This window comes from Paenibacillus sp. TAB_01 (genome assembly GCF_043945595.1).
Lineage (GTDB): Bacteria > Bacillota > Bacilli > Paenibacillales > NBRC-103111 > Paenibacillus_S.
The window spans coordinates 5967477-5985329 of the sequence record NZ_JBIFNP010000001.1 but is presented as its reverse complement, the minus strand read 5'-3'; the positions used below and the strand labels follow the sequence as shown (position 1 = coordinate 5985329).

Here is a 17853-nt window from a genome sequence, read left to right as displayed (position 1 = left end):
GTGAAGCATTGTGAAGAAGCAGCGATTGAACGAGCACTGGGAGCATCACCGCGGAAGCCTGGGCGGCCCTTGGGAGGTCTGGCGGCAGGACAAGCTGCAGAACCACTATAATGTGCCGTGGCATGCGGTAGAGCTGCCGCATACGTACAACGGATTGGACGTGCTGGACCCCGACGGCAAATATTATCAGGGGCAAGGCTGGTACCGGACGAAGCTTGCCGTCAGCAATCCGTATCCGCAGGGACGGACGCTGCTGCATTTCGAAGGAGCGGGACAGCGTACCGATGTGTACGTATACACGAGCAAGGTAGGCTCTCACCTCGGAGGCTATGACGAATTTACCGTGGATATCACCGATGCGGTCGAGGAAGCCAAAGCGATCGAGCGCTATCAAGGCTTGACCCCGATCGCGGTCGCCTGCGATAACAGCCGCGAGCTGGAGACGATTCCTTCGGATGCGAGCGATTTCAACCTGTACGGGGGCATTTACCGTTACCTGAACCTGGTGTATGTTCCGGCGGTATCGCTTGAGCGCGTGCACGTGGAGCCGCAGCTGTCCCAGGACCTCAAGTCCTGCACGGTCAAAGTGCGGGCGGCGCTGTATAATCCGCAGGGCCATTCGGCGGATGAGGTGAAGCTGACGGTGCGCTTGCGCGACCACGAGGGAAAAGAGCTGGCCGCATTCGAGACCAGCACCAAGGCGTGGGAAGGCATGAAGGAGCTGTCGCTGCATGAATTAACGGACCGACGCTCTGGACTACGGACGAGCCGTACTTGTACAGCTGCACGGTAGAGCTGGACAGCGCTTACGGGCACACGGAAGTCGTGGAGCGGTTCGGTGTGCGCAGCTTCGAATTTGTCACCAAAGGCCCATTCAAGCTGAACGGCGAACGGCTTCTGCTGCGCGGTACGCATCGTCATGAGGATCATGCCGGCGTTGGCCCGGCGATGACCGAAGAGATGATCCGCACCGAGATGCACCTGATTAAGGACATGGGCGTCAACTTTATCCGCCTCGGCCATTATCAGCAGTCCCGGATCGTGCTGGAGCTGTGTGACGAGCTGGGCATTCTGGTCTGGGAAGAAATTCCGTGGTGCCGAGGGGGTCTCGGCGGCGAGCAGTACAAGCAACAGTGCCGCGATATGCTGAGCGCGATGATCGAGCAGCATTATAACCATCCTTCGGTAATTTTGTGGGGGCTCGGCAACGAGAACGACTGGGAGTGCGATTTCGATTATTTCGATATCCCGGCGATCCAGGCATTGATGAAGGAGCTTCATGAGCTGTCGCATAAGCTGGACCCGGGCCGGCTGACGGCAATTCGCCGCTGCGAATTTTGCAAAGACATTATCGACGTGTATTCGCCTTCCATCTGGGCGGGCTGGTACCGCGGCATTTACACGGATTACGAGGAAAGCTCACGCCAGGCGTTCGAGAACGTCGACTCCTTCTTCCATATGGAGTGGGGCGCTGACAATCTTGCGACGCGGCATGTGGAGAAGACCTATACAGGCTTCGAATTTATTGGTCACGGCAACGGTCAGACCGATGAGCGCGACGGCGACTACCTGCTGACCGGTGGCGATCCGCGCGTGTCACGGGACGGCGACTGGTCGGAGACATACTTCTGCGAAATGATCGACTGGTATTTGAAATCGCAGGAGAACATGGACTGGCTGACCGGTGCGGCGCAGTGGGCGTTCAAAGATTTTGCGACGCCGGTTCCGTCCGGACTCGCCGATTCCCTACTTGAACATGAAGGGCATTATCGAGCGCGATTTTACCAAAAAAGACGCCTACTACGTCTACCAATCGTATTGGACGTCGAAGCCGATGGCCCGTATTTACGGCCATACGATGCCGGTGCGCTGGGGTGCGGAAGGGGAACGCAAGCAGATCAAGGTCTACTCGAACTGCACCGAAGCGGAGCTGTTCCTGAACGGAGCCAGTCTTGGCGTGAAGCGGCGCGACTCGCAAAACTTCCCGGCCGCCGGCCTGCGCTGGGATACGGTGCTTCAGCCGGACACGAACCATGTGAAGGTGGTTGCGGTGAAGGACGGCGTTACCGTCACGGACGAGCTGTCGTTCGAGTACCAGACGCAAAGCTGGGGCGAGCCTGCCGAGCTGAGGCTGAACGCCCAGCCGCAGGAGAACGGCCAACTGCTCGTAGAAGCGCTGGCCTATGACGCGCAAGGCGTGCTCTGCCTCGATGCGGCCAACTTCGTGCGCTTCGGCATCGCAGGTGACGGTAAGCTGATCGACTGCCAGGGAACCGTCCGCGGCTCCAGCCTGATCCAGCTGGCGAACGGCCGCGCGCGCATCCTGATCGATCCGTCCGGCGGTGCCGCCGCGAGCGTACCGGTCACCGGCTTCGTTTCCGCGAGCGGGCCGAATTCCGGCGCCGGTGCAGGCGCAGGGTCCGCTCCCGCAGCCGGCGTGAGCACAGCGCAAGCTGGCGCAGCGCCTGACAGCACTGGAGCTGCGAATGCATCAAGCTTGACCCGCAAGCCGGTTTCGGTCGTCAGCGCAGCCAGCGCCGGCTTGGTTACTGCTTTTATTACTATATAAAAAACACAGGGTGTGACAGATAAGCTAAGCTAAGCGATTAGCGGCCAAGCGAAGGGAAAGAGGCCTGTTGAAGGAGTGAAACGTTCGCCTTTGAAATTGTGAAATCACCACGAAGTATCATCTAATCCAATTTCACAATTTCAACAGCGACCGGAAACAGACCTCTTTCCCTAAGCAGGCACCTGCTAGTTTATCCGGTCACACCCCCATCCCCAAGGAGGCCGAAACACATGACATGGGATACAAGCAAATTTATGAAAGCGGATAACCTGCAGGAAGCGCTCCCGCACATCTGGGAAGCACTGCAAAGCAAAGTGGACCTGATGATCGAGCAGCTCGGCGACAAGTCGCCTCACGTGGCTCCAAGAGACACAGGCAAGTATGACGACATGCGCCACGATTGGTGGACATCCGGCTTTTGGCCGGGCATTTTGTGGATCATGCACGAGATGACAGGCAAGGGCGATTACAAGAACGCGGCTTGGGGCTGGGACGAGAAGCTGGAGCAGCGGTTCGATTCAACCGAGCAACTTTCACCACGACGTCGGCTTTCAGTATTTGCCTACGGCGGTGATCAAATATAAGCTGACCGGCGATGAGGACGGCAAGCGCCGCGGCCTGGCGGCGGCGAACTTCCTTGCAGGCCGCTTCAACCTTGCGGGTAATTTCCTGAGAGCATGGAATCAGGACAAAACCGGCTGGGCGATCGTCGATTCCTCGATGAACCTGTCCATCCTGTTCTGGGCGGCGGAAGAGATTAGCGATCCGCGCTTCAGCATGATCGCGAAGGCGCACGCAGATACGGTTGTGAAGCATTTCATCCGCGAGGACGGCTCCGTGAACCACATCGTCAGCTTCGACCCGCTGACGGGCGACAAGATCAAGTCGCTCGGCGGCCAAGGCGCCGGACCCGACTCGTCCTGGAGCCGCGGCGCGTCGTGGGCGCTGCACGGCATGGCCAATACGTATCGCTATACCGGCGATACGAAATACTTGCACGCGGCTCAGCGCGTCGCGCATTACTTCCTAGCAATGCTGCCGGACGACCACGTCGCGCATTGGGATTTCCGCGCGGCCGAGTCGCTCGATGGCGAGCCGCGCGACACCTCGGCGGCTACCTGCGCCGCCTCGGGGCTGCTCGAGCTGGCCGCTGCGCTGCCTGCGGTACAGGGGCGCCCGTACCGCGAAGCGGCTGAGCGCATCCTGCTCTCGCTGACGCAAAACTACGCCACGTGGGATCGTCCCGAGCACGAGGCGATTCTGTACGCCGGCACCGGACACAAGCCGGCCGGACAAAACATCGATGTCTCCCTCATCTACGGAGACTACTATTACGTCGAAGCGCTCGCGAAGCTGCTCGGCTGGAAATCGCGGATTTTCTAATCCGCGTCAGCTGCCGTCAGCCTGGCAAAGGAGCTGCCCTGGCTGAGGATTGGCTAGGGGCAAGCCCTGCGTCAGGCTCAGCCCTAATACGAAAGACGCCTCCACCGCCGCTGTAGAAGCGGAGCTGGGGGCGTCTTCTTGCTTTCTGGTCTGCTTGGCGGGATAAAGCCCGAGCCCCGTGGATCCATTTAGAAGGAGCCGCTGGGCTGGCTGTAAGCCCTATACAGTTCGAAGAAGGGGACGATCTGTTCGTGACCCGTCAACCTCGACCGGCGGGAAGCGTTTGGGTCCGGGCTAGCTTTTCCTTATCCGGCGGGCTTTCTTCATGCCTAAGGCTGTTTTTTCCCAACCAGCGGGCTGAACAGGTTTTTGATTTTAGGAGATAAATAATGGCTGCCCCTGCGGTCCTGTACCTGCTCGACCATCAGGGCGACCAGCAGCTGCGGGTTATCGGTGTTGAAGGCGACGAACCAGCCGTTTTCCTGTCCGGCGGTATCTTTTTTCACTTTCAGCTCGGCGGTGCCGGTCTTGCCTGCAAGCTTGAGTCCTTCGATCTTGGCATCGTGACCGGTTCCGGCGGGATTCTCGATGACCTCGGTCATTTTCTCCGTCACTGTCTTCGCTACGTCGGCGCTGATCAGCCCGGTTTTCCAGGGCTCGCTTTTTTGCCCCTCGTTCATCAGCAGCACCGGCTTCAGCATCGTCCCGTTATTCGTAAATACAGTGTACGCCGCGGCGACATGCAGCGGACTCATCACGACCTCTCCTTGCCCGTAGCCGGAATCGGCTAGCTGTACATCGTTGCGCATTTTTCCATTGTTGGAAAGAGTGGAGGTGTCGATGGCGAGCGGAACGGGCAGCTTTTCGCCAAATCCGAATTTGCCCGCCGCCTCAAGAAATTTGTCCGCTCCCATATCCAAGGCCACCTGGGCAAAATAAATGTTGTCCGAATACATCAGCGCCTTGGACAGGTTCACCGCGGTTTGCGATTCGGACACCCGGGTCACGTAATAATTGCCCCAGGAGGCGTCCTTCTTCCACTGCTTGCCGACAATGCTGCGCTCTGCATTCGGATCGAGCGTTCCGGCCTGCAGCGCGATAGCCGCTGTCAGCGGCTTGAAGGCGGAGCCCGGAGCATAAGCGCGGGCAAAACGGTTCAGCAGCGGTTTGTTCGGGTCAGTCCGTCCACTGCTTCCACTGGCTGGCCGACACGCCGCTGATGAATAAATTCGGATCGAAGGAGGGGGCGCTGGCGAGGGCCAGCACTTCACCCGTCATCGGCTGCATCACCGCGCCTGCGCCGGTATCGGTCTCAAGCTGATGATACAGATTCAGCTGCATCTCCGAATCAATGGTCAGCTGGATCTTTTCTCCGTTGACAGCGTCCCGCTGCGCCAGCGTTGCTTTCTCCCTGCCGTCCGGGTCTGCGATGTAGATGCGGGTACCCGCCGAGCCTCTCAGCTTGGACTCGAATGCGAGCTCCAGCCCCGACTTGCCGATCCAGTCGTCGGTCTGATAGCCTTTATCTTTATATTTGGTCAGCTCCTCGCTGCTAATTTTGCCTATGTAACCGACCAAATGTGCCGCCGCGGCTTCCAATGGATAGGCGCGGAGCATTTTCTTCCGGTAGGTGACTCCTTGCAGCGCCGTCAGCGCCTCCAGCCGTTTGTCATCCGACGCCACGATCGTAATCGGCACGAAATAATCCGGTTTGACCCAGGTGGCCTTCAATTGGGCCTGGATATCCTGGGGATTCGCCTTCAACACATCCGCCAGCTTGATGACGGTATCGTCAGCGGGCTCAGGCAGCTTTTTCGGAATGAGGCCGATCTCCAGCCTCTCCTCGTTAATTGCCAGCCCGAGTCCCTGCCGGTCGACAATTTCGCCCCGAAGCGGCGCTGTCTCCTCCACGCGGACTTTATCCTTGTCTGTCAGCTTGGGGTGGATATAAGTAGAGTCCCAGCGGACCTTCCAGCTGTCCATTTCTTTTTCCTTGTTCTTGACCATAACCTTTTCTTTCACCATCATCAGCTGCGCAGTCTGGTCGTACGCAATCGGACCGGCGGATGTATTCATCTCTACGTGCATCGTATAGGCTGCTTTATTCGGGTCCGTCTGCACCTCCTTCGGTTTGGATGCAGCGGATGCGGCCGTGTCGGCGGCAGGCTTAGTCTCCAGAGGCTGCCAGCGGATGGATAGATCGCTCATGCCAATGCCCTCATAAATCGATTTATACCGGTTCACGAAATTTTCCAGCGTCGTTTGCTGCTTGGTTTCGGCCGGAAGCAGGTTATACATTGACTCGTACTGCTTCTGCTGCCAGGCCTCCACGAAAGCTTTCATTGTATCTTCAGGCTTGGGTACGACTTTTTCCTCACAGCCTGCCATCAAAACGCCCAGCAAGAGCACGAACATACAGCTGCCCGCCAGCTTTCCCCATCGATTGTTCATTGCAGGCACCAATCCTTTCCATGGCTTTCATTTCCTCATTGTATAAAAGACGCGCGGCAGACGAAATAGTTGAACCCTGATATTGTTCTGATAGGGTTCTGATACAGCTGGAACGATGAAGCAGGCCCGCAGTAAGTCCCAGCATACACGGTGGCAAGTTCATAGAGCTCCTAGCGACTTACAGCAAGCCGGCAGTAGTCCAGCAGTCATACAGCAGCAGGCACAGCAGTAAGTTCATAGAGCTCCCTAGCAAATTCACACCAAGCTGGCAGCAGCCTAACAGCAAATTTTCTGCAAGTCCCCTCGGAATGGTCCCGCACCGCATAAAGTCGCAGGCGCCAGGGTATTTTATCCGGTAGATTTTAAGCGAAATCGAATCCAGCGGCAGGAGGAGCGACCCTTGTATCTTTTATATACCCATAATGATCTGGACGGCGCAGGCTGCGGCATAGTTGCGAGATGCGCATTCGGCGTGAAAGCCGACATCCGGTACAATTCTATCGGCGGGCTCAACTTGCAGGTAGAACGGTTTCTGGAGAAAGGCAAAAAGAAGCATCAGCTGTTTATCACCGACCTGGCGGTGAATGAAGCCAACGAGCAGGGGCTGGACGCATTCGCCAAAGCCGGCGGCAAAGTTAAGCTGATCGATCATCACAAAACTTCGCTGCATTTTAACCGGTATGCCTGGGGAATGGTTCAAGTCGAGTATGAGAACGGGAAGCTCGCGTCAGCAACGTCGCTTTTCTATGAATATTTGCTGCAAAACGGGCTGTTGAAGCCGACCCCGACGCTGGATGCCTTCGTTGAACTGGTCCGGCAGTACGATACCTGGGAGTGGGAGCGGAACAATCAGCAGCAGGCGAAGCGGCTGAACGACTTGTTTCATTTGATGTCCATTGAAGAGTTCGAGGAAAAAATGGTCGCGCGGCTGCAGCACGCCGAGACGTTCGCCTTCGACGATTTTGAAGAAAAGCTGCTGGATATCGAGGAGGAAAAAATCGAACGGTATGTCCGCAGAAAGAAGCGGGAGTTGATCCCAACGGTCATCCATGACCTGTATGCAGGCATTGTTCATGCCGAGTCTTATCACTCCGAGCTTGGGAACGAGCTGGGCAAGGAATACCCGCACCTCGATTATATCGCGATTCTCAATATGGGCGGCAAACGGATCAGCTTCAGAACCGTCCATGACTATGTGGATGTGTCGGATATTGCGGGCCGGTATGGAGGGGGAGGGCATGCCAAAGCGGCCGGAGCCTCGATGACCGAGGAAGCTTACCGTCAGTATGTGGCGGAAGTATTTCCGATGGAGCCGATCCGGGCCGATGCCTTCCGCAATGCGTTTAACACAAAGAAATCTCCGTACGGCTCTCTTTACGAAAACCGGAAGGATCAAAGCATGTTCATCTTCTCCGTTGGAGGCGGCTGGGCGGTTGATGTGGACGGCGAGGAAGAGGGCGGACGGTTTGCTACGTTCGAGGAGGCGGAGCGCTACGTCAAAAGGCAATATGCCGCATGGCTGGCGCGGGACGAAGTCTACGTCTCCTTCCTAATGGAGCATATGGCGGAGCAAAAAGCCAAGCTTCAGGTGTGACGCGAAGCTGAAACTTGAAGAAAGCCAAGGCGCAGCCGTGGCTTTCTTCGTGCTGCCCGCTCGTCTTAACGCGGGCGTTGGGTAAACACTTGAAACGTCACGCCGTAACGATCGGTGATCATGCCATAAGCAGGGCTGAAATGAATTTCGCCCAGCGGAATATGCACCTGACCGCCCGCACTCAGGGCGTCGTACACCTGCCCAGCCTGCGCTGCGTCCGTCGTCACGAGGCAGATGTTCACCTGACTTCCGGCTTCGAGGCTTGCTCCCGGCAGGCTGTCGGAAACCATCAGCTCGGCTTCCCCGATCTTCAGTACGGAGTGCGCTACGCGGGCTTTTTCTTCTTCCGACAGAGGGGATACGGGATTCTGGGGCCCTTCGCCGAACGTTTGCTTGAAGACGACCTTGGCACCGAGCGCTTCCTCGTAGAAGCGGATCGCTTCGTGCGCTTTTCCGTCCAGCATGATAAATGGGGTTAATTGTAAAATCATAGAGTAACAGCTCCTTCTCAATAAGAATTTGATGGTTGCTTACGGCTCTAACTGAATGATAACTTATAATGGTGACAAGGATTGTCATCAACTAAAAATAATATTCTAAAAATATTGTGTTTGAGGGAGAAGCTACAGCCATGTCGAAATCAAAACGGCTCTTGGATTTGATGATGACAGTGAATCGCAAACGCAGATTCAAGGTTCAGGAGCTGGCCGACGAGTTCGGCGTGTCCAAGCGAACCATCTTGAGAGATCTGCAGGAGCTGAGCGAGCTGGGGGTTCCTTTATATTCCGAGGTCGGGCCGCACGGCGGATACCAGGTGCTGAACGAGCGGATTTTGCCGCCGATTGCGTTTACGGAGGAGGAGGCCGTTGCGATTTTTTTCGCTTGCCATGCGCTGCGCCATTATACGTTCCTGCCCTTCAAGACGGAGTCCTCGTCTGCGCTAAGCAAGTTCTATCACTACATGTCCGGGGATGTTAGAGACCGGATCGATCAGATGAAGCATCGGGTAGATTTCATAACGCCCAAAAGGCAAGCGGAGTTCCCCTACTTGTCGATCCTGCTGGAAGCCGCCATGGAGCAGGAGATTATCCTGATTGAATACGAATCGCGGCAGGGGACGGCCAGCAGAAAAATACAGCCGGTCGGCCTCTATGCCAGCAGCGGCTTGTGGTACTGCTCGGCTTACTGCTTTCTCCGCGGCGGCTTCCGCGTGTTCCGCTGCGACCGAATCCATGCGGCTGTGGAAGATGTTTCGGACACGAAGCCGCTGGATTTGCGGCATATTCATTTGGACACGAAGGAGGCGTTTACGAGAGACCATACGCCGGAGGCTCGCCTTCAAGTTGAGCTTACTCCGGAGGGGGTGCAGCAGTGCGAGGCCGAGCTGTGGTCGGCATCCCGGCTCCATATCCGCGAGGACGGCACAGGATGGATCGAGGGAGAGGTTCCGGAGCGGGAGCTGCCCTTTTTTGCAAAGTTTTTTATCGGCTTGGGGAAGGAAGCGGATGTGCGCCAGCCGCCCGAGCTGCTGGATAGGATGAGGCAGCTGCTGACCGAAATGATGGAGCGGTATGCGGCAAAATAGTGGGGAATGGTGGCTGGTTCGATGAGACGAATGAGACCTATGCGGCTGCTGCCGATCAGGCAGTTTGACGTGGAAACAATGGCGATACTCGCTCAATGTTTATATAAGCCTTCAGAAGAAAAGCTGAGTTTGATCGCCCGCGGCTATCTGGACGATCCGGCTCAAATCTGCTGTGCATATGCCGCGGAGGAGTCCTCCACGGCAGTTTGTGCCATTCTCGGTTTGAGGCTTCAAGCTTGCCGAGAGGCCGCTATCATCCAGCATATCGTTGTAGATGAGGCTTACCGAGGCTCAGGGCTCGGCCGATTGCTGCTGGAGGACGCCGCAGCCCGCTATGCCATCCGCTCGTTCACAGCGGAGACAGATCAGGATGCCGTCGGCTTTTACCGGGCCTGCGGCTTCGATATCCGAAGCCTTGGCGAAAAATATCCCGGCGTGGAACGCTTTCTCTGTGAGAAGCGGATAGTCAAGGAGACATGAACGCCTGGGATATGGTTGTGAAAGCTGGTCTCTTGCTAGGCTCGCGGCATCAAAGCGGCACTCTGTTTGCTAGGGGCAGCCAGCAGTATATACGGACTTGTTTGCCCGCATTGCAAAAACCATTCTGTTGTTCGATTTGTTCGTTTTATCGAATGCATGATTGAGGGCTTTTCTCTGAGAAAATGTGCAGAGCAGTTAAACGATGAAGTCACGCATGTCACTTTGTTTTACTGGCGGCATAAGATTCTTTCCGCTCTGAAGCAGATTCCAACCGAAGCATTTCAAGATATTGTTGAAATGGACGAGACCTACTTTCTTTACTCGGAAATAAGCCACGATCAAGTGTGCGTGCTGGTTGCCCGTGACCGTCAGAAAATGACTTACTCTGGCGTACTTGGGCGTGGACGTATTCGGACTACAAAATTAGACGAAGCGATTGGTGGTCATCTGTCTGACTCAAACGTGTTATGCACTGATTCATGGAGGGCATTTAGCTCCTTTGCGAATTCAAAAGGCACGACTCATTACCGATTCAAATCCGACGGAAAACAACGTGTGAAAGGCGTGTACCATATCCAAAACGTAAACAGCTACCACAGCCGCTTGAAGAAATGGATGGATCTCTTCAATGGTGTTGTAACAAACGTATTTGCAGAATTACTTGGCGTGGTTTCGTTACTTAGACAGCAAGGAATATGAGAATACCGCATCGAATAAGAAAAATATGTTGGTCAAATCGTGCCTGTTTACTGTGACCGACACGAACACCAAACTTCGGCTTTCTGCTTATTCTTGTTAAGCTAACGGGCAGATTTGCGCAACGAGCATATAACTTCACCACGAGGTTGCCGCGGGATCATCGGTGGCCTCGTCTGCTAAACGTGCAGTAATGCAGTTATGGAAAATCAATGGAAGAAGAAGGATATTTTGTACTCATCTCGAATCCAATACAACACGTAGAGCTGCAGGGGGTAATATGAATGGAAAAAATTGCAATAATAACTGATATTCATGGAAACAGCCCTGCATTAATGGCAGTGCTTCAGGATATTACTTTCAAAAACGTTGATCACATTTATTGTTTGGGGGATGTGGTCGGTATTGGACCAGACTCCAACCAAGTCCTTGATTTGTTATTGTCACGGACCGATGTTTCTTTTGTTGTGGGTAATCATGATATAGCGGTAATGGCCGCCTTTCATGGTGAGGAGGCTCCAGAAGGGCATCAAAATATACGGTACCATCATCAATGGTTGGCTGAAAGAATCAATCCCGTATACATTGAAGCGATGGGCAAATGGCCTAAACAGTTAATCAACGATCATTTCAATAAACAACTGCTATTTACTCATTATCATCTCAATCCAGATGGCTGGTTTTTGTCTATTGAAAAGAACCCGACAGCGGAGAATTTAGACCAACTCTACAAAGATACCAAATTAAAGCTGGTGTGCTTTGGTCATCATCACATCGTCCACCACTTTGTTTCTTGCAAACGAGATTATTTCAATCCTGGTGCATTAGGATGTTACGATAAACCGCTCGCAAGATACGGCATTGTTACGTTAACCGAGAATGCTATCAGCGAAGAGTTAATCGAGGTACCCTACGACAATAAGGAGTTTCTGCAATCTTATCATCGGTTGCAGGTACCTGAACGGGAATTTATTCTGAAGATTTTCCATGGTGGGCAATTAGGTTAGGAATTTAACGAAGCAAGGCTGTCGACAAAATGGATCGGCAGCCATTGCGCTAACTGGGAACGATAGCAATAAGAACAGGGAGCATACCGCCGAGGTGCTGCTCCCTGTTCTTGTTGAAGTAACGGGCAGCTGAGAAAAAGGAGATCACATATGAGTCCATTAATGAACAATACAAAGTGGGACGAGATCAGATTGGCTATGAGTGTTTTCGAGGGAGCGATTCACTGGAGAACAAAGGACGCAGAAAGCGGATATATCAGTAGGTGGGATGCTGAGTGGTTTCATCATTTTAGGATAGGTAATTACAAATACATCGAATGGTTGGAAATCTGTCTGACCAACGATAACACATCGTATGTCATATCCAAGTTAAAGGAAATTCGCGTTCCAGGCGAAATAGATGGAGATGTGTTAAGAGTTTACGGTTACAAAGACGGATTTGTGGATTTTATTTGAGATTCTTATTGAACTAACGGAGACGATAGTTCAATATAAAACACCACCAGCTAGACTCGTGGCATTGACGCCGCGTATTTTAAGCTCTGTTCAAGCTGCCTCTGCACTAGGTCATACTCTCGGGGGAAATACATGAAATTCTGCATAGAAGAAGGCTGCCGAGCATAAATTGTTCAGCGACCTTGATGGGAGTGAGGACAATGTTGAAAATAAGCAAAGTTATTATAGCGATAATCGTTATTGGTTTTTCTAGTTATCTTCTAATTACTAAGAACTTTGAATTAATGCCTTATTTGATGTTATTTCTGGCGATATTAATGTTGGTGACAGGACTAATCGAATACCAAAGAAATAGAAAAGGATTTTGGGGGTATTTAAGTATTTTAGTTTCTTTGTTTATTTTATTTGTCTCTATACGGGGCTTCTTTTTCAACTAACGGGAAACGATAGCTTAATAAATAATTACGACGCGGTTGCCGGTATAAAATCGGCAGCCGCGTTGTGCTAACAGGCAGAATAATTCCAATATGTGGTATATTGGAATTATTAGCTACTCTAAGTGGAGGTGCTTATGAAGCTTACAATAGAATCTATAGAAGCAGGGATAAAACTTTTTGTGTTTATAATAGCTATTTCTCTCTTCTTTACATTGGTAAGGTTCCTAGTCAAAAAATATTTAAGTGACTTCTCTCAAGGTTTTTGTAGAATGATAATAAATATATTTAGGTCAATTAAAAGTAAAAAATAACAATGTCCACTGTTAAACGACGGAAAAAGTTAGTTGAGCGAATAAGGCATTAAAGAAGTTCGATTAGTATAATATGCTTATGAAGGAAGTGTCGAACTGTGCGAAATAAAAAATATTGGACCCTTCTACCTCCTTTTTTGTTGATTGCAATATTCATGGCATTTTATTTACCAAGGGAATTAAAGACCTTAACGTTAATTGTTCCAATAGTATTTTGGGGAGTATATTATATTTGGGGATATATTAAAAAGACGAATAAATAAAAGAAGCTAATAACCTTGGCTTCGAAGGAACCAGGTTGTGAGTACGTCTACTTTCGTTATGCTAACGGGCAGGAGAGTTTGAAGCTCACGTAGAATAAATCACTTTTATAAATCCATATTTTGGATAACTGAAATTGGGAAACGGGGTTGATGCAAATGTTTTTAGTAAATTCTCGTGCCATAATTGAAAGAATAGTAAACGGAACATTAGAAATAGTAGTACAGACAAGGGATAAAGCGGGTGAAGCGAAAAGAATTGAACTTCCTGGTGGCAGAATCGAACAATATGAATCATTAACACAAGCTCTAATAAGGGAAGTTAAGGAAGAGACTGGACTGGATGTAGTCGAAATTGAAGGTGATGATACACGGGTAGATACAACAGGTATCGACCCAGACTTCCAAGTGGAATGTATAAGACCCTTTGGAGCTTATCAAACAATAAAAGTGTCCTTTTGATTCAGTTGGAGTTTATTTCCGCTGTAAAGTGCAAGGGGAGTTATTATCTTCAGGTGATGAGACTAAGAATCCAAGATGGATTTCAGTAGACGAATTAAGAAGTATGATGGCTGATGAGCCTTTGCAATTTTCTAATGTAGACAGAGCAGGGATAATGTTTTACTTAAAATCACTCGAGTAGAAGTTTTGATTGCTATGCTCGTTACGCTAACGTAAAAACGATAGCTTAATAAATAATTACGACGCGGTTGCCGGCATAAAATCGGCAGCCGCGTTGTGCTAACGGGCAGTTATGCGTAACTTCTAGGGAATGTAAACATCTAAATAACGTAAGGAACGAGGAGGCAGACAATTCTTGGGAGGAACGAATGTATGGGATGCGGAGTGGGAGGTTAACGAAGAGCAGGCGCGGACGCTAATCGGCAGACAATTCTCTCAGCTGTCATCGAAGCAAGTGAAGCGATTGGGCTGGGGCTGGGACAATACGGTTTTTCTCATCGGTGACGAGTACGTGTTCCGGTTTCCAAGAAGAACGATTGCAGTTGGCTCGATTCGTATGGAAGGGAAGCTGCTGCCGAAGCTGGAGGCATATATGACCATCCCCTATCCGAAACCGTTGTTTTATGGCGAAGCAAGTGACGAATACCCGGCACCATTTCTGGGCTATGCCTACGTGCCAGGAGATTTCCCCATCGGTTTGACGGAAGAACGCCGGGCTTTATCGGCAGAGACGCTGGCGAAATTTTTGCGGAGATTGCATGAGTTTCCGGTGCAGGCGGCGCTGAAGTGCGGAGTTCAGCAAGATCATCGAAACTTGACGGACATAGCATCGCGCAAAGTGAAATTGGAGGGCTTTCTATCGAAGGTGGTTGAACACTTGTCGCCGGAGGAGTCAGGTGTGATCGAAGCGTATATTAGCAGGCTGCAAAAGGACCGTGTCGAGGCGGTGAATGCACTGCTACATGGCGATCTTCATTTCAAAAATATGCTTGTGAATGAGAACGGGATCGTTTCCGGCATCATTGATTGGGGCGATCTGAGCGTAGGCCATCCGGCTTGCGATTTGAGCGTTGCTTATAGCTTTTTGCCACCTTACGCTCGCGGCGTGTTTTTCGAAACGTACGGAGGAGCGGACGAGGAAGCGAAGCTGCTGGCGCGGCTGATCGCGGTATACATCCCCATACTGATCTTAATGCAAGCGGTCGATGACGGGAATGAAGCGATTGCGGCAGAGGCGAAATCCAACATCATGCGGGCACTGTCGGATTAGGCTCATTATTTCGTTGCGGCTATGGGGCTATGGCTATCGGCACCATTTTGTCGTTTAAAGGCCGCGATAAGGTACGATCCGCCTTCTCTGATGCCGCTTTATGTTGAGGAACACGAAATTCAACAGAGTAAGTCGTTGCGCTAATGTGGGACACGATAGCAATAAACCGCCTTCGTTGAAAAGGCGGTTTTCTTATGGTCAAATATCAACATTAGAATTTAACATAGCCTATTTTTTAAAGTGGAAGTGAGCACAATGCAGCTCAGAAGAGGGAAGGGGCAGGGGGTGGGAAGTTTACGGGCCGTCTTTGAAGTCGTGTTCCCACCGCTAGATCTAATAAAAAAGGAACACGACTTCAACAACGGCTGGAACCCTCTGCCCCTTCCCTCCCTCACGCACGAATAGATGGGTTTATCCAAATATTTTATAGGTTACATAGCCTGCAGCTTACAGCCTCTTACTGCTCCGCCCGCATCCGCAGCTTGAATTCCTTCGGCGAGCAGTGGTTATGCCGCTTGAACAGCTTGTAAAACTGCGCCATATTTGGAATCCCGACGGCCTCGCCAAGCTCCATAATACTAATATCCTGCGTCAGCAGCAGACGCTCCGCCGTTTTAATCCGTTTATAATTAACGTAGTCAACGAACGACAGCCCCATGACCTTTTTAAAATACTTAATAAAATAATGATAGCTTAAATTCAGCACGGCGCACGCCTGCTCGATGGCAATCTTTTCGCTGAGATGCGCGTCTACATAGTCTAAGGCCGGCTGCAGCCGCATCAGCTCCAGATTATCTGCTCCATGAAGCAGCTCTCGGGTATCGTGACGAAGGAGCAGCAGCATCAGTCTGCGGATAGAAGCGCTGATTGCCAGCTCATAGCCTTTCACTTTCGTTTGGGTTTCCTGAAAAATGTCCATAATAAGCGCGTATGCCTGCCGCTGCACCTCGGGTCCTCACGGAACATGTAATTCAAATGCCCAAGCGGACGCCGGGCTTCGTTGAAATAATGCAGGTAGGGCATCGTGCTCTCGTCAAAATGCTGCGCCAAATCGAATTGGCATACTATGTAGCTTACAGCCTCGGTACCCTCATTTCTCGTCCGGTGTAGCTGGGAGGAGCCGAACAGATGCACGTCACCCGGCTGCAGCAGCCTTGCATCGTGCTTGGTTTGGATGCCGAGAGAGCCTTGGACTATTGCCAGGAACTCCACTTCCTTGTGGTAATGCCAGCGGTTGACCTGCTGAGGCTCCTCGACCGGACGGCGCGGGGCATGGATCTGCCATATTTTGAGGCGCAGCAGCGGGTTCTGGTAATCGACGCGTTCGTTATGTACGTCGCTTTCTAACATTTCAAGATCGGTCAGCATGGTCATGGACGGGACAATCCCTCCTGCTTACAAAATATGACAAAACAAGATCGCATACTGTCATGAAGAAATAAACATGATTAGTATAGCACGTTTGGCGCAGCGAGGACATTATCGCATACAATGCTGGCAGTATTGAGAATATCTTTCCCGCGGTGTCATCCTATATAATCAAGGCAAGAAAACGCTACTCATTTCACTGGAGGTTACAAACCATGAGCCAAAAATTGCGCGTTACCGTATGGAACGAGTTCCGTCATGAAAAAGAAAACGAAAAGGTCCGCTCCGTCTATCCGAACGGCATTCATCAAGCGATCGGCGAAGGTCTGGGTGCCGATTTCGAGGTTCAATATGCGACATTGGATGAGCCGGAGCACGGCTTGACCGAGGACAAGCTGAACAACACCGACGTGCTGATCTGGTGGGGACATAAAGCGCACGGCGACGTGACCGAAGCTATCGTTGAGCGTATCCATCAGCGCGTGCTGCACGGCATGGGCCTGATTGTGCTGCACTCCGGCCATTTCTCCAAAATCTTCAAAAAGCTCATGGGCACTTCCTGCGACCTCAAATGGAGAGAAGCGGACGACAAAGAGCGTCTGTGGGTTGTTTCCCCGGGGCATCCGATTGTGGAAGGCATTGGGCAATATATCGAGCTGGAAGCCGAAGAAATGTACGGTGAGCACTTCGACATCCCGCAGCCTGACGAGCTGATCCTGGTCAGCTGGTTCGAAGGCGGCGAAGTTTTCCGCAGCGGCTGCACGTTCCACCGCGGCCAAGGCAAAATCTTCTACTTCCGCCCGGGCCACGAAACGTATCCGACGTACTTCAACGAGCAGGTGCGCCGCGTCATTTCCAACGGGGTCAAATGGGCTGCGCCGACGACCAGGGATTATCCTGTGTACGGCAACCATAAGCCATTGGAGCCAATCAAGGAAAAAGTCCGCGGCTAAGCGTGAAACGAACGAACGGTCAGCCTATTTGCAGGCGGCCCAAGCTATCCGGCGGGAGCCAGATCTCCTGCCGGATTTTTCTGTTTAAAACCGGACGGTCCGCTAAGAGGCCAGTGGAGTGCGGTAGGATCAATAGGCTTCAAGGACTGCACAAAGGTGCAGAGCAAAGGATCCTCCCTAGCAAAAAAAGCAAGGAGCTGTCTCCGGCAAGTCCGGTACAGCTCCTTTTCGTTTGATGTCCCCTTTTGGAGGAAAAGGGCTCCATTCCAGCTCGGTCAGCCCGTTCATTTGTTATCGCCCGGTTCTGCGTTTGGTGCGCCGCTTGCCTGTGGCGCCTGTTTTGCGTTTGCGGCGTTTTTTGCGTCCGGCCGGGAGCGCATCGGCGTCCTCGTCTTTTTTGCCTTTGCCGAAGGAGCCGAGCAGCATCTTGACTAGCGGTGCCATTTGTTGTACGCTTTGCACCATCTTCTGCACCTTGCCCATCGTATCCATGATGCCTTCGATCCCGCCCAGGCGGTCGATCATTTGTTTGACCTGGGCCACGTTAAACGTACTGCTGCCGCTTCCTCCG

Annotated in this window: 15 protein-coding genes and 5 pseudogenes; 15 read left to right on the top strand and 5 right to left on the bottom strand. The window is 52.1% G+C overall.

Annotation, left to right across the window (positions count from 1 at the left end; translation table 11 throughout):
* The first annotated feature begins 10 nt into the window (after window positions 1-10).
* The 5 genes and pseudogenes from ACHHV8_RS29165 to ACHHV8_RS29145 all read left to right on the top strand — a co-directional run bounded on the left by ACHHV8_RS29165 (window position 11) and on the right by ACHHV8_RS29145 (window position 3952).
* Entirely contained in the window at window positions 11-793 is a 783-nt protein-coding gene (locus ACHHV8_RS29165; RefSeq protein WP_395162793.1) for a sugar-binding domain-containing protein, read from the top strand.
* A pseudogene (locus ACHHV8_RS29160) lies at window positions 775-1335 on the top strand (glycoside hydrolase family 2 TIM barrel-domain containing protein); the annotation flags it as partial. The gene ACHHV8_RS29165 and the pseudogene ACHHV8_RS29160, both read left to right, overlap by 19 nt.
* 421 nt (window positions 1336-1756) lie before the next feature.
* Window positions 1757-2011 (top strand): annotated as a pseudogene (locus ACHHV8_RS29155) (DUF4982 domain-containing protein); the annotation flags it as partial.
* Between the two features lie 39 nt (window positions 2012-2050).
* Window positions 2051-2569, top strand: coding sequence for a hypothetical protein (locus ACHHV8_RS29150; RefSeq protein ID WP_395163709.1), 519 nt, complete (start codon window positions 2051-2053; stop codon window positions 2567-2569).
* A gap of 230 nt (window positions 2570-2799) precedes the next feature.
* Window positions 2800-3952: pseudogene (locus ACHHV8_RS29145) on the top strand (glycoside hydrolase family 88 protein).
* Between the two features lie 329 nt (window positions 3953-4281).
* Here ACHHV8_RS29145 and ACHHV8_RS29140 read toward each other — a convergent pair.
* Complete coding sequence (locus ACHHV8_RS29140) at window positions 4282-5223, bottom strand: penicillin-binding transpeptidase domain-containing protein (protein WP_395162792.1); 942 nt, start codon at window positions 5221-5223, stop codon at window positions 4282-4284.
* The gene (locus ACHHV8_RS29135; RefSeq protein ID WP_395162791.1) at window positions 5129-6403 is read right to left on the bottom strand and encodes an NTF2-like N-terminal transpeptidase domain-containing protein; all 1275 of its coding nucleotides are present in this window, start codon (window positions 6401-6403) and stop codon (window positions 5129-5131) included. Before ACHHV8_RS29135 ends, ACHHV8_RS29140 begins: the two co-directional genes overlap by 95 nt.
* 400 nt (window positions 6404-6803) lie before the next feature.
* On the opposite strand from ACHHV8_RS29135, the gene ACHHV8_RS29130 reads away from it, so the two are divergent.
* A complete protein-coding gene (locus tag ACHHV8_RS29130; RefSeq protein ID WP_395162790.1) occupies window positions 6804-7997 on the top strand; it encodes a DHH family phosphoesterase in 1194 nt (397 codons plus the stop codon).
* A gap of 65 nt (window positions 7998-8062) precedes the next feature.
* Here the strand turns inward: ACHHV8_RS29130 and ACHHV8_RS29125 are convergent, their stop codons facing one another.
* Window positions 8063-8488, bottom strand: a complete 426-nt coding sequence (locus ACHHV8_RS29125; RefSeq protein ID WP_395162789.1) for a VOC family protein — start codon at window positions 8486-8488, stop codon at window positions 8063-8065.
* A gap of 140 nt (window positions 8489-8628) precedes the next feature.
* Between ACHHV8_RS29125 and ACHHV8_RS29120 the strand changes: the two genes are divergently transcribed.
* The 8 genes and pseudogenes from ACHHV8_RS29120 (at window position 8629) to ACHHV8_RS29085 (ending at window position 14961) form a co-directional block, all read left to right on the top strand.
* The gene (locus ACHHV8_RS29120) at window positions 8629-9582 is read left to right on the top strand and encodes a helix-turn-helix transcriptional regulator (RefSeq protein ID WP_395162788.1); all 954 of its coding nucleotides are present in this window, start codon (window positions 8629-8631) and stop codon (window positions 9580-9582) included.
* A gap of 21 nt (window positions 9583-9603) precedes the next feature.
* Window positions 9604-10062, top strand: a complete 459-nt coding sequence (locus ACHHV8_RS29115; RefSeq protein ID WP_395162787.1) for a GNAT family N-acetyltransferase — start codon at window positions 9604-9606, stop codon at window positions 10060-10062.
* Between the two features lie 132 nt (window positions 10063-10194).
* Window positions 10195-10861, top strand: a pseudogene (locus ACHHV8_RS29110) (IS1595 family transposase); the annotation flags it as partial.
* Between the two features lie 181 nt (window positions 10862-11042).
* Window positions 11043-11765, top strand: a complete 723-nt coding sequence (locus tag ACHHV8_RS29105) for a metallophosphoesterase family protein (RefSeq protein ID WP_395162786.1) — start codon at window positions 11043-11045, stop codon at window positions 11763-11765.
* A 150-nt stretch (window positions 11766-11915) separates the two neighbouring features.
* Window positions 11916-12221 carry a DUF6678 family protein gene (locus ACHHV8_RS29100; RefSeq protein WP_395162785.1) on the top strand — a complete coding sequence of 102 codons (306 nt, stop codon included), beginning with the start codon at window positions 11916-11918 and terminating at the stop codon, window positions 12219-12221.
* A 185-nt stretch (window positions 12222-12406) separates the two neighbouring features.
* Window positions 12407-12658: a DUF3953 domain-containing protein gene (locus ACHHV8_RS29095; protein WP_395162784.1), complete on the top strand. Its 252-nt coding sequence runs from the start codon at window positions 12407-12409 to the stop codon at window positions 12656-12658.
* A gap of 730 nt (window positions 12659-13388) precedes the next feature.
* Window positions 13389-13691: an NUDIX domain-containing protein gene (locus ACHHV8_RS29090; RefSeq protein ID WP_395162783.1), complete on the top strand. Its 303-nt coding sequence runs from the start codon at window positions 13389-13391 to the stop codon at window positions 13689-13691.
* Window positions 13692-14046: 355 nt separating this feature from the next.
* A complete protein-coding gene (locus ACHHV8_RS29085; protein ID WP_395162782.1) occupies window positions 14047-14961 on the top strand; it encodes a phosphotransferase in 915 nt (304 codons plus the stop codon).
* Window positions 14962-15418: 457 nt separating this feature from the next.
* Here the strand turns inward: ACHHV8_RS29085 and ACHHV8_RS29080 are convergent.
* Window positions 15419-16329 (bottom strand): annotated as a pseudogene (locus tag ACHHV8_RS29080) (helix-turn-helix domain-containing protein).
* Between the two features lie 215 nt (window positions 16330-16544).
* Between ACHHV8_RS29080 and ACHHV8_RS29075 the strand changes: the two are divergent.
* Window positions 16545-17282, top strand: a complete 738-nt coding sequence (locus tag ACHHV8_RS29075) for a ThuA domain-containing protein (RefSeq protein WP_395162781.1) — start codon at window positions 16545-16547, stop codon at window positions 17280-17282.
* Between the two features lie 291 nt (window positions 17283-17573).
* Here ACHHV8_RS29075 and ACHHV8_RS29070 read toward each other — a convergent pair whose 3' ends face one another.
* Window positions 17574-17825 carry a hypothetical protein gene (locus tag ACHHV8_RS29070; protein WP_395162780.1) on the bottom strand — a complete coding sequence of 84 codons (252 nt, stop codon included), beginning with the start codon at window positions 17823-17825 and terminating at the stop codon, window positions 17574-17576.
* Window positions 17826-17853: the final 28 nt, after the last annotated feature.

What these genes read in the sequence shown, in the direction of transcription:
- ACHHV8_RS29090 (WP_395162783.1), top strand. Translation starts at nt 13,389, where the DNA reads ATGTTTTTAGTAAATTCTCGTGCCATAATTGAAAGAATAGTAAACGGA.
- ACHHV8_RS29125 (WP_395162789.1), bottom strand. Translation starts at nt 8,488, where the DNA reads ATGATTTTACAATTAACCCCATTTATCATGCTGGACGGAAAAGCGCAC.
- ACHHV8_RS29105 (WP_395162786.1), top strand. Translation starts at nt 11,043, where the DNA reads ATGGAAAAAATTGCAATAATAACTGATATTCATGGAAACAGCCCTGCA.
- ACHHV8_RS29075 (WP_395162781.1), top strand. Translation starts at nt 16,545, where the DNA reads ATGAGCCAAAAATTGCGCGTTACCGTATGGAACGAGTTCCGTCATGAA.
- ACHHV8_RS29095 (WP_395162784.1), top strand. Translation starts at nt 12,407, where the DNA reads ATGGGAGTGAGGACAATGTTGAAAATAAGCAAAGTTATTATAGCGATA.
- ACHHV8_RS29120 (WP_395162788.1), top strand. Translation starts at nt 8,629, where the DNA reads ATGTCGAAATCAAAACGGCTCTTGGATTTGATGATGACAGTGAATCGC.
- ACHHV8_RS29115 (WP_395162787.1), top strand. Translation starts at nt 9,604, where the DNA reads ATGAGACGAATGAGACCTATGCGGCTGCTGCCGATCAGGCAGTTTGAC.
- ACHHV8_RS29100 (WP_395162785.1), top strand. Translation starts at nt 11,916, where the DNA reads ATGAGTCCATTAATGAACAATACAAAGTGGGACGAGATCAGATTGGCT.
- ACHHV8_RS29135 (WP_395162791.1), bottom strand. Translation starts at nt 6,403, where the DNA reads ATGAACAATCGATGGGGAAAGCTGGCGGGCAGCTGTATGTTCGTGCTC.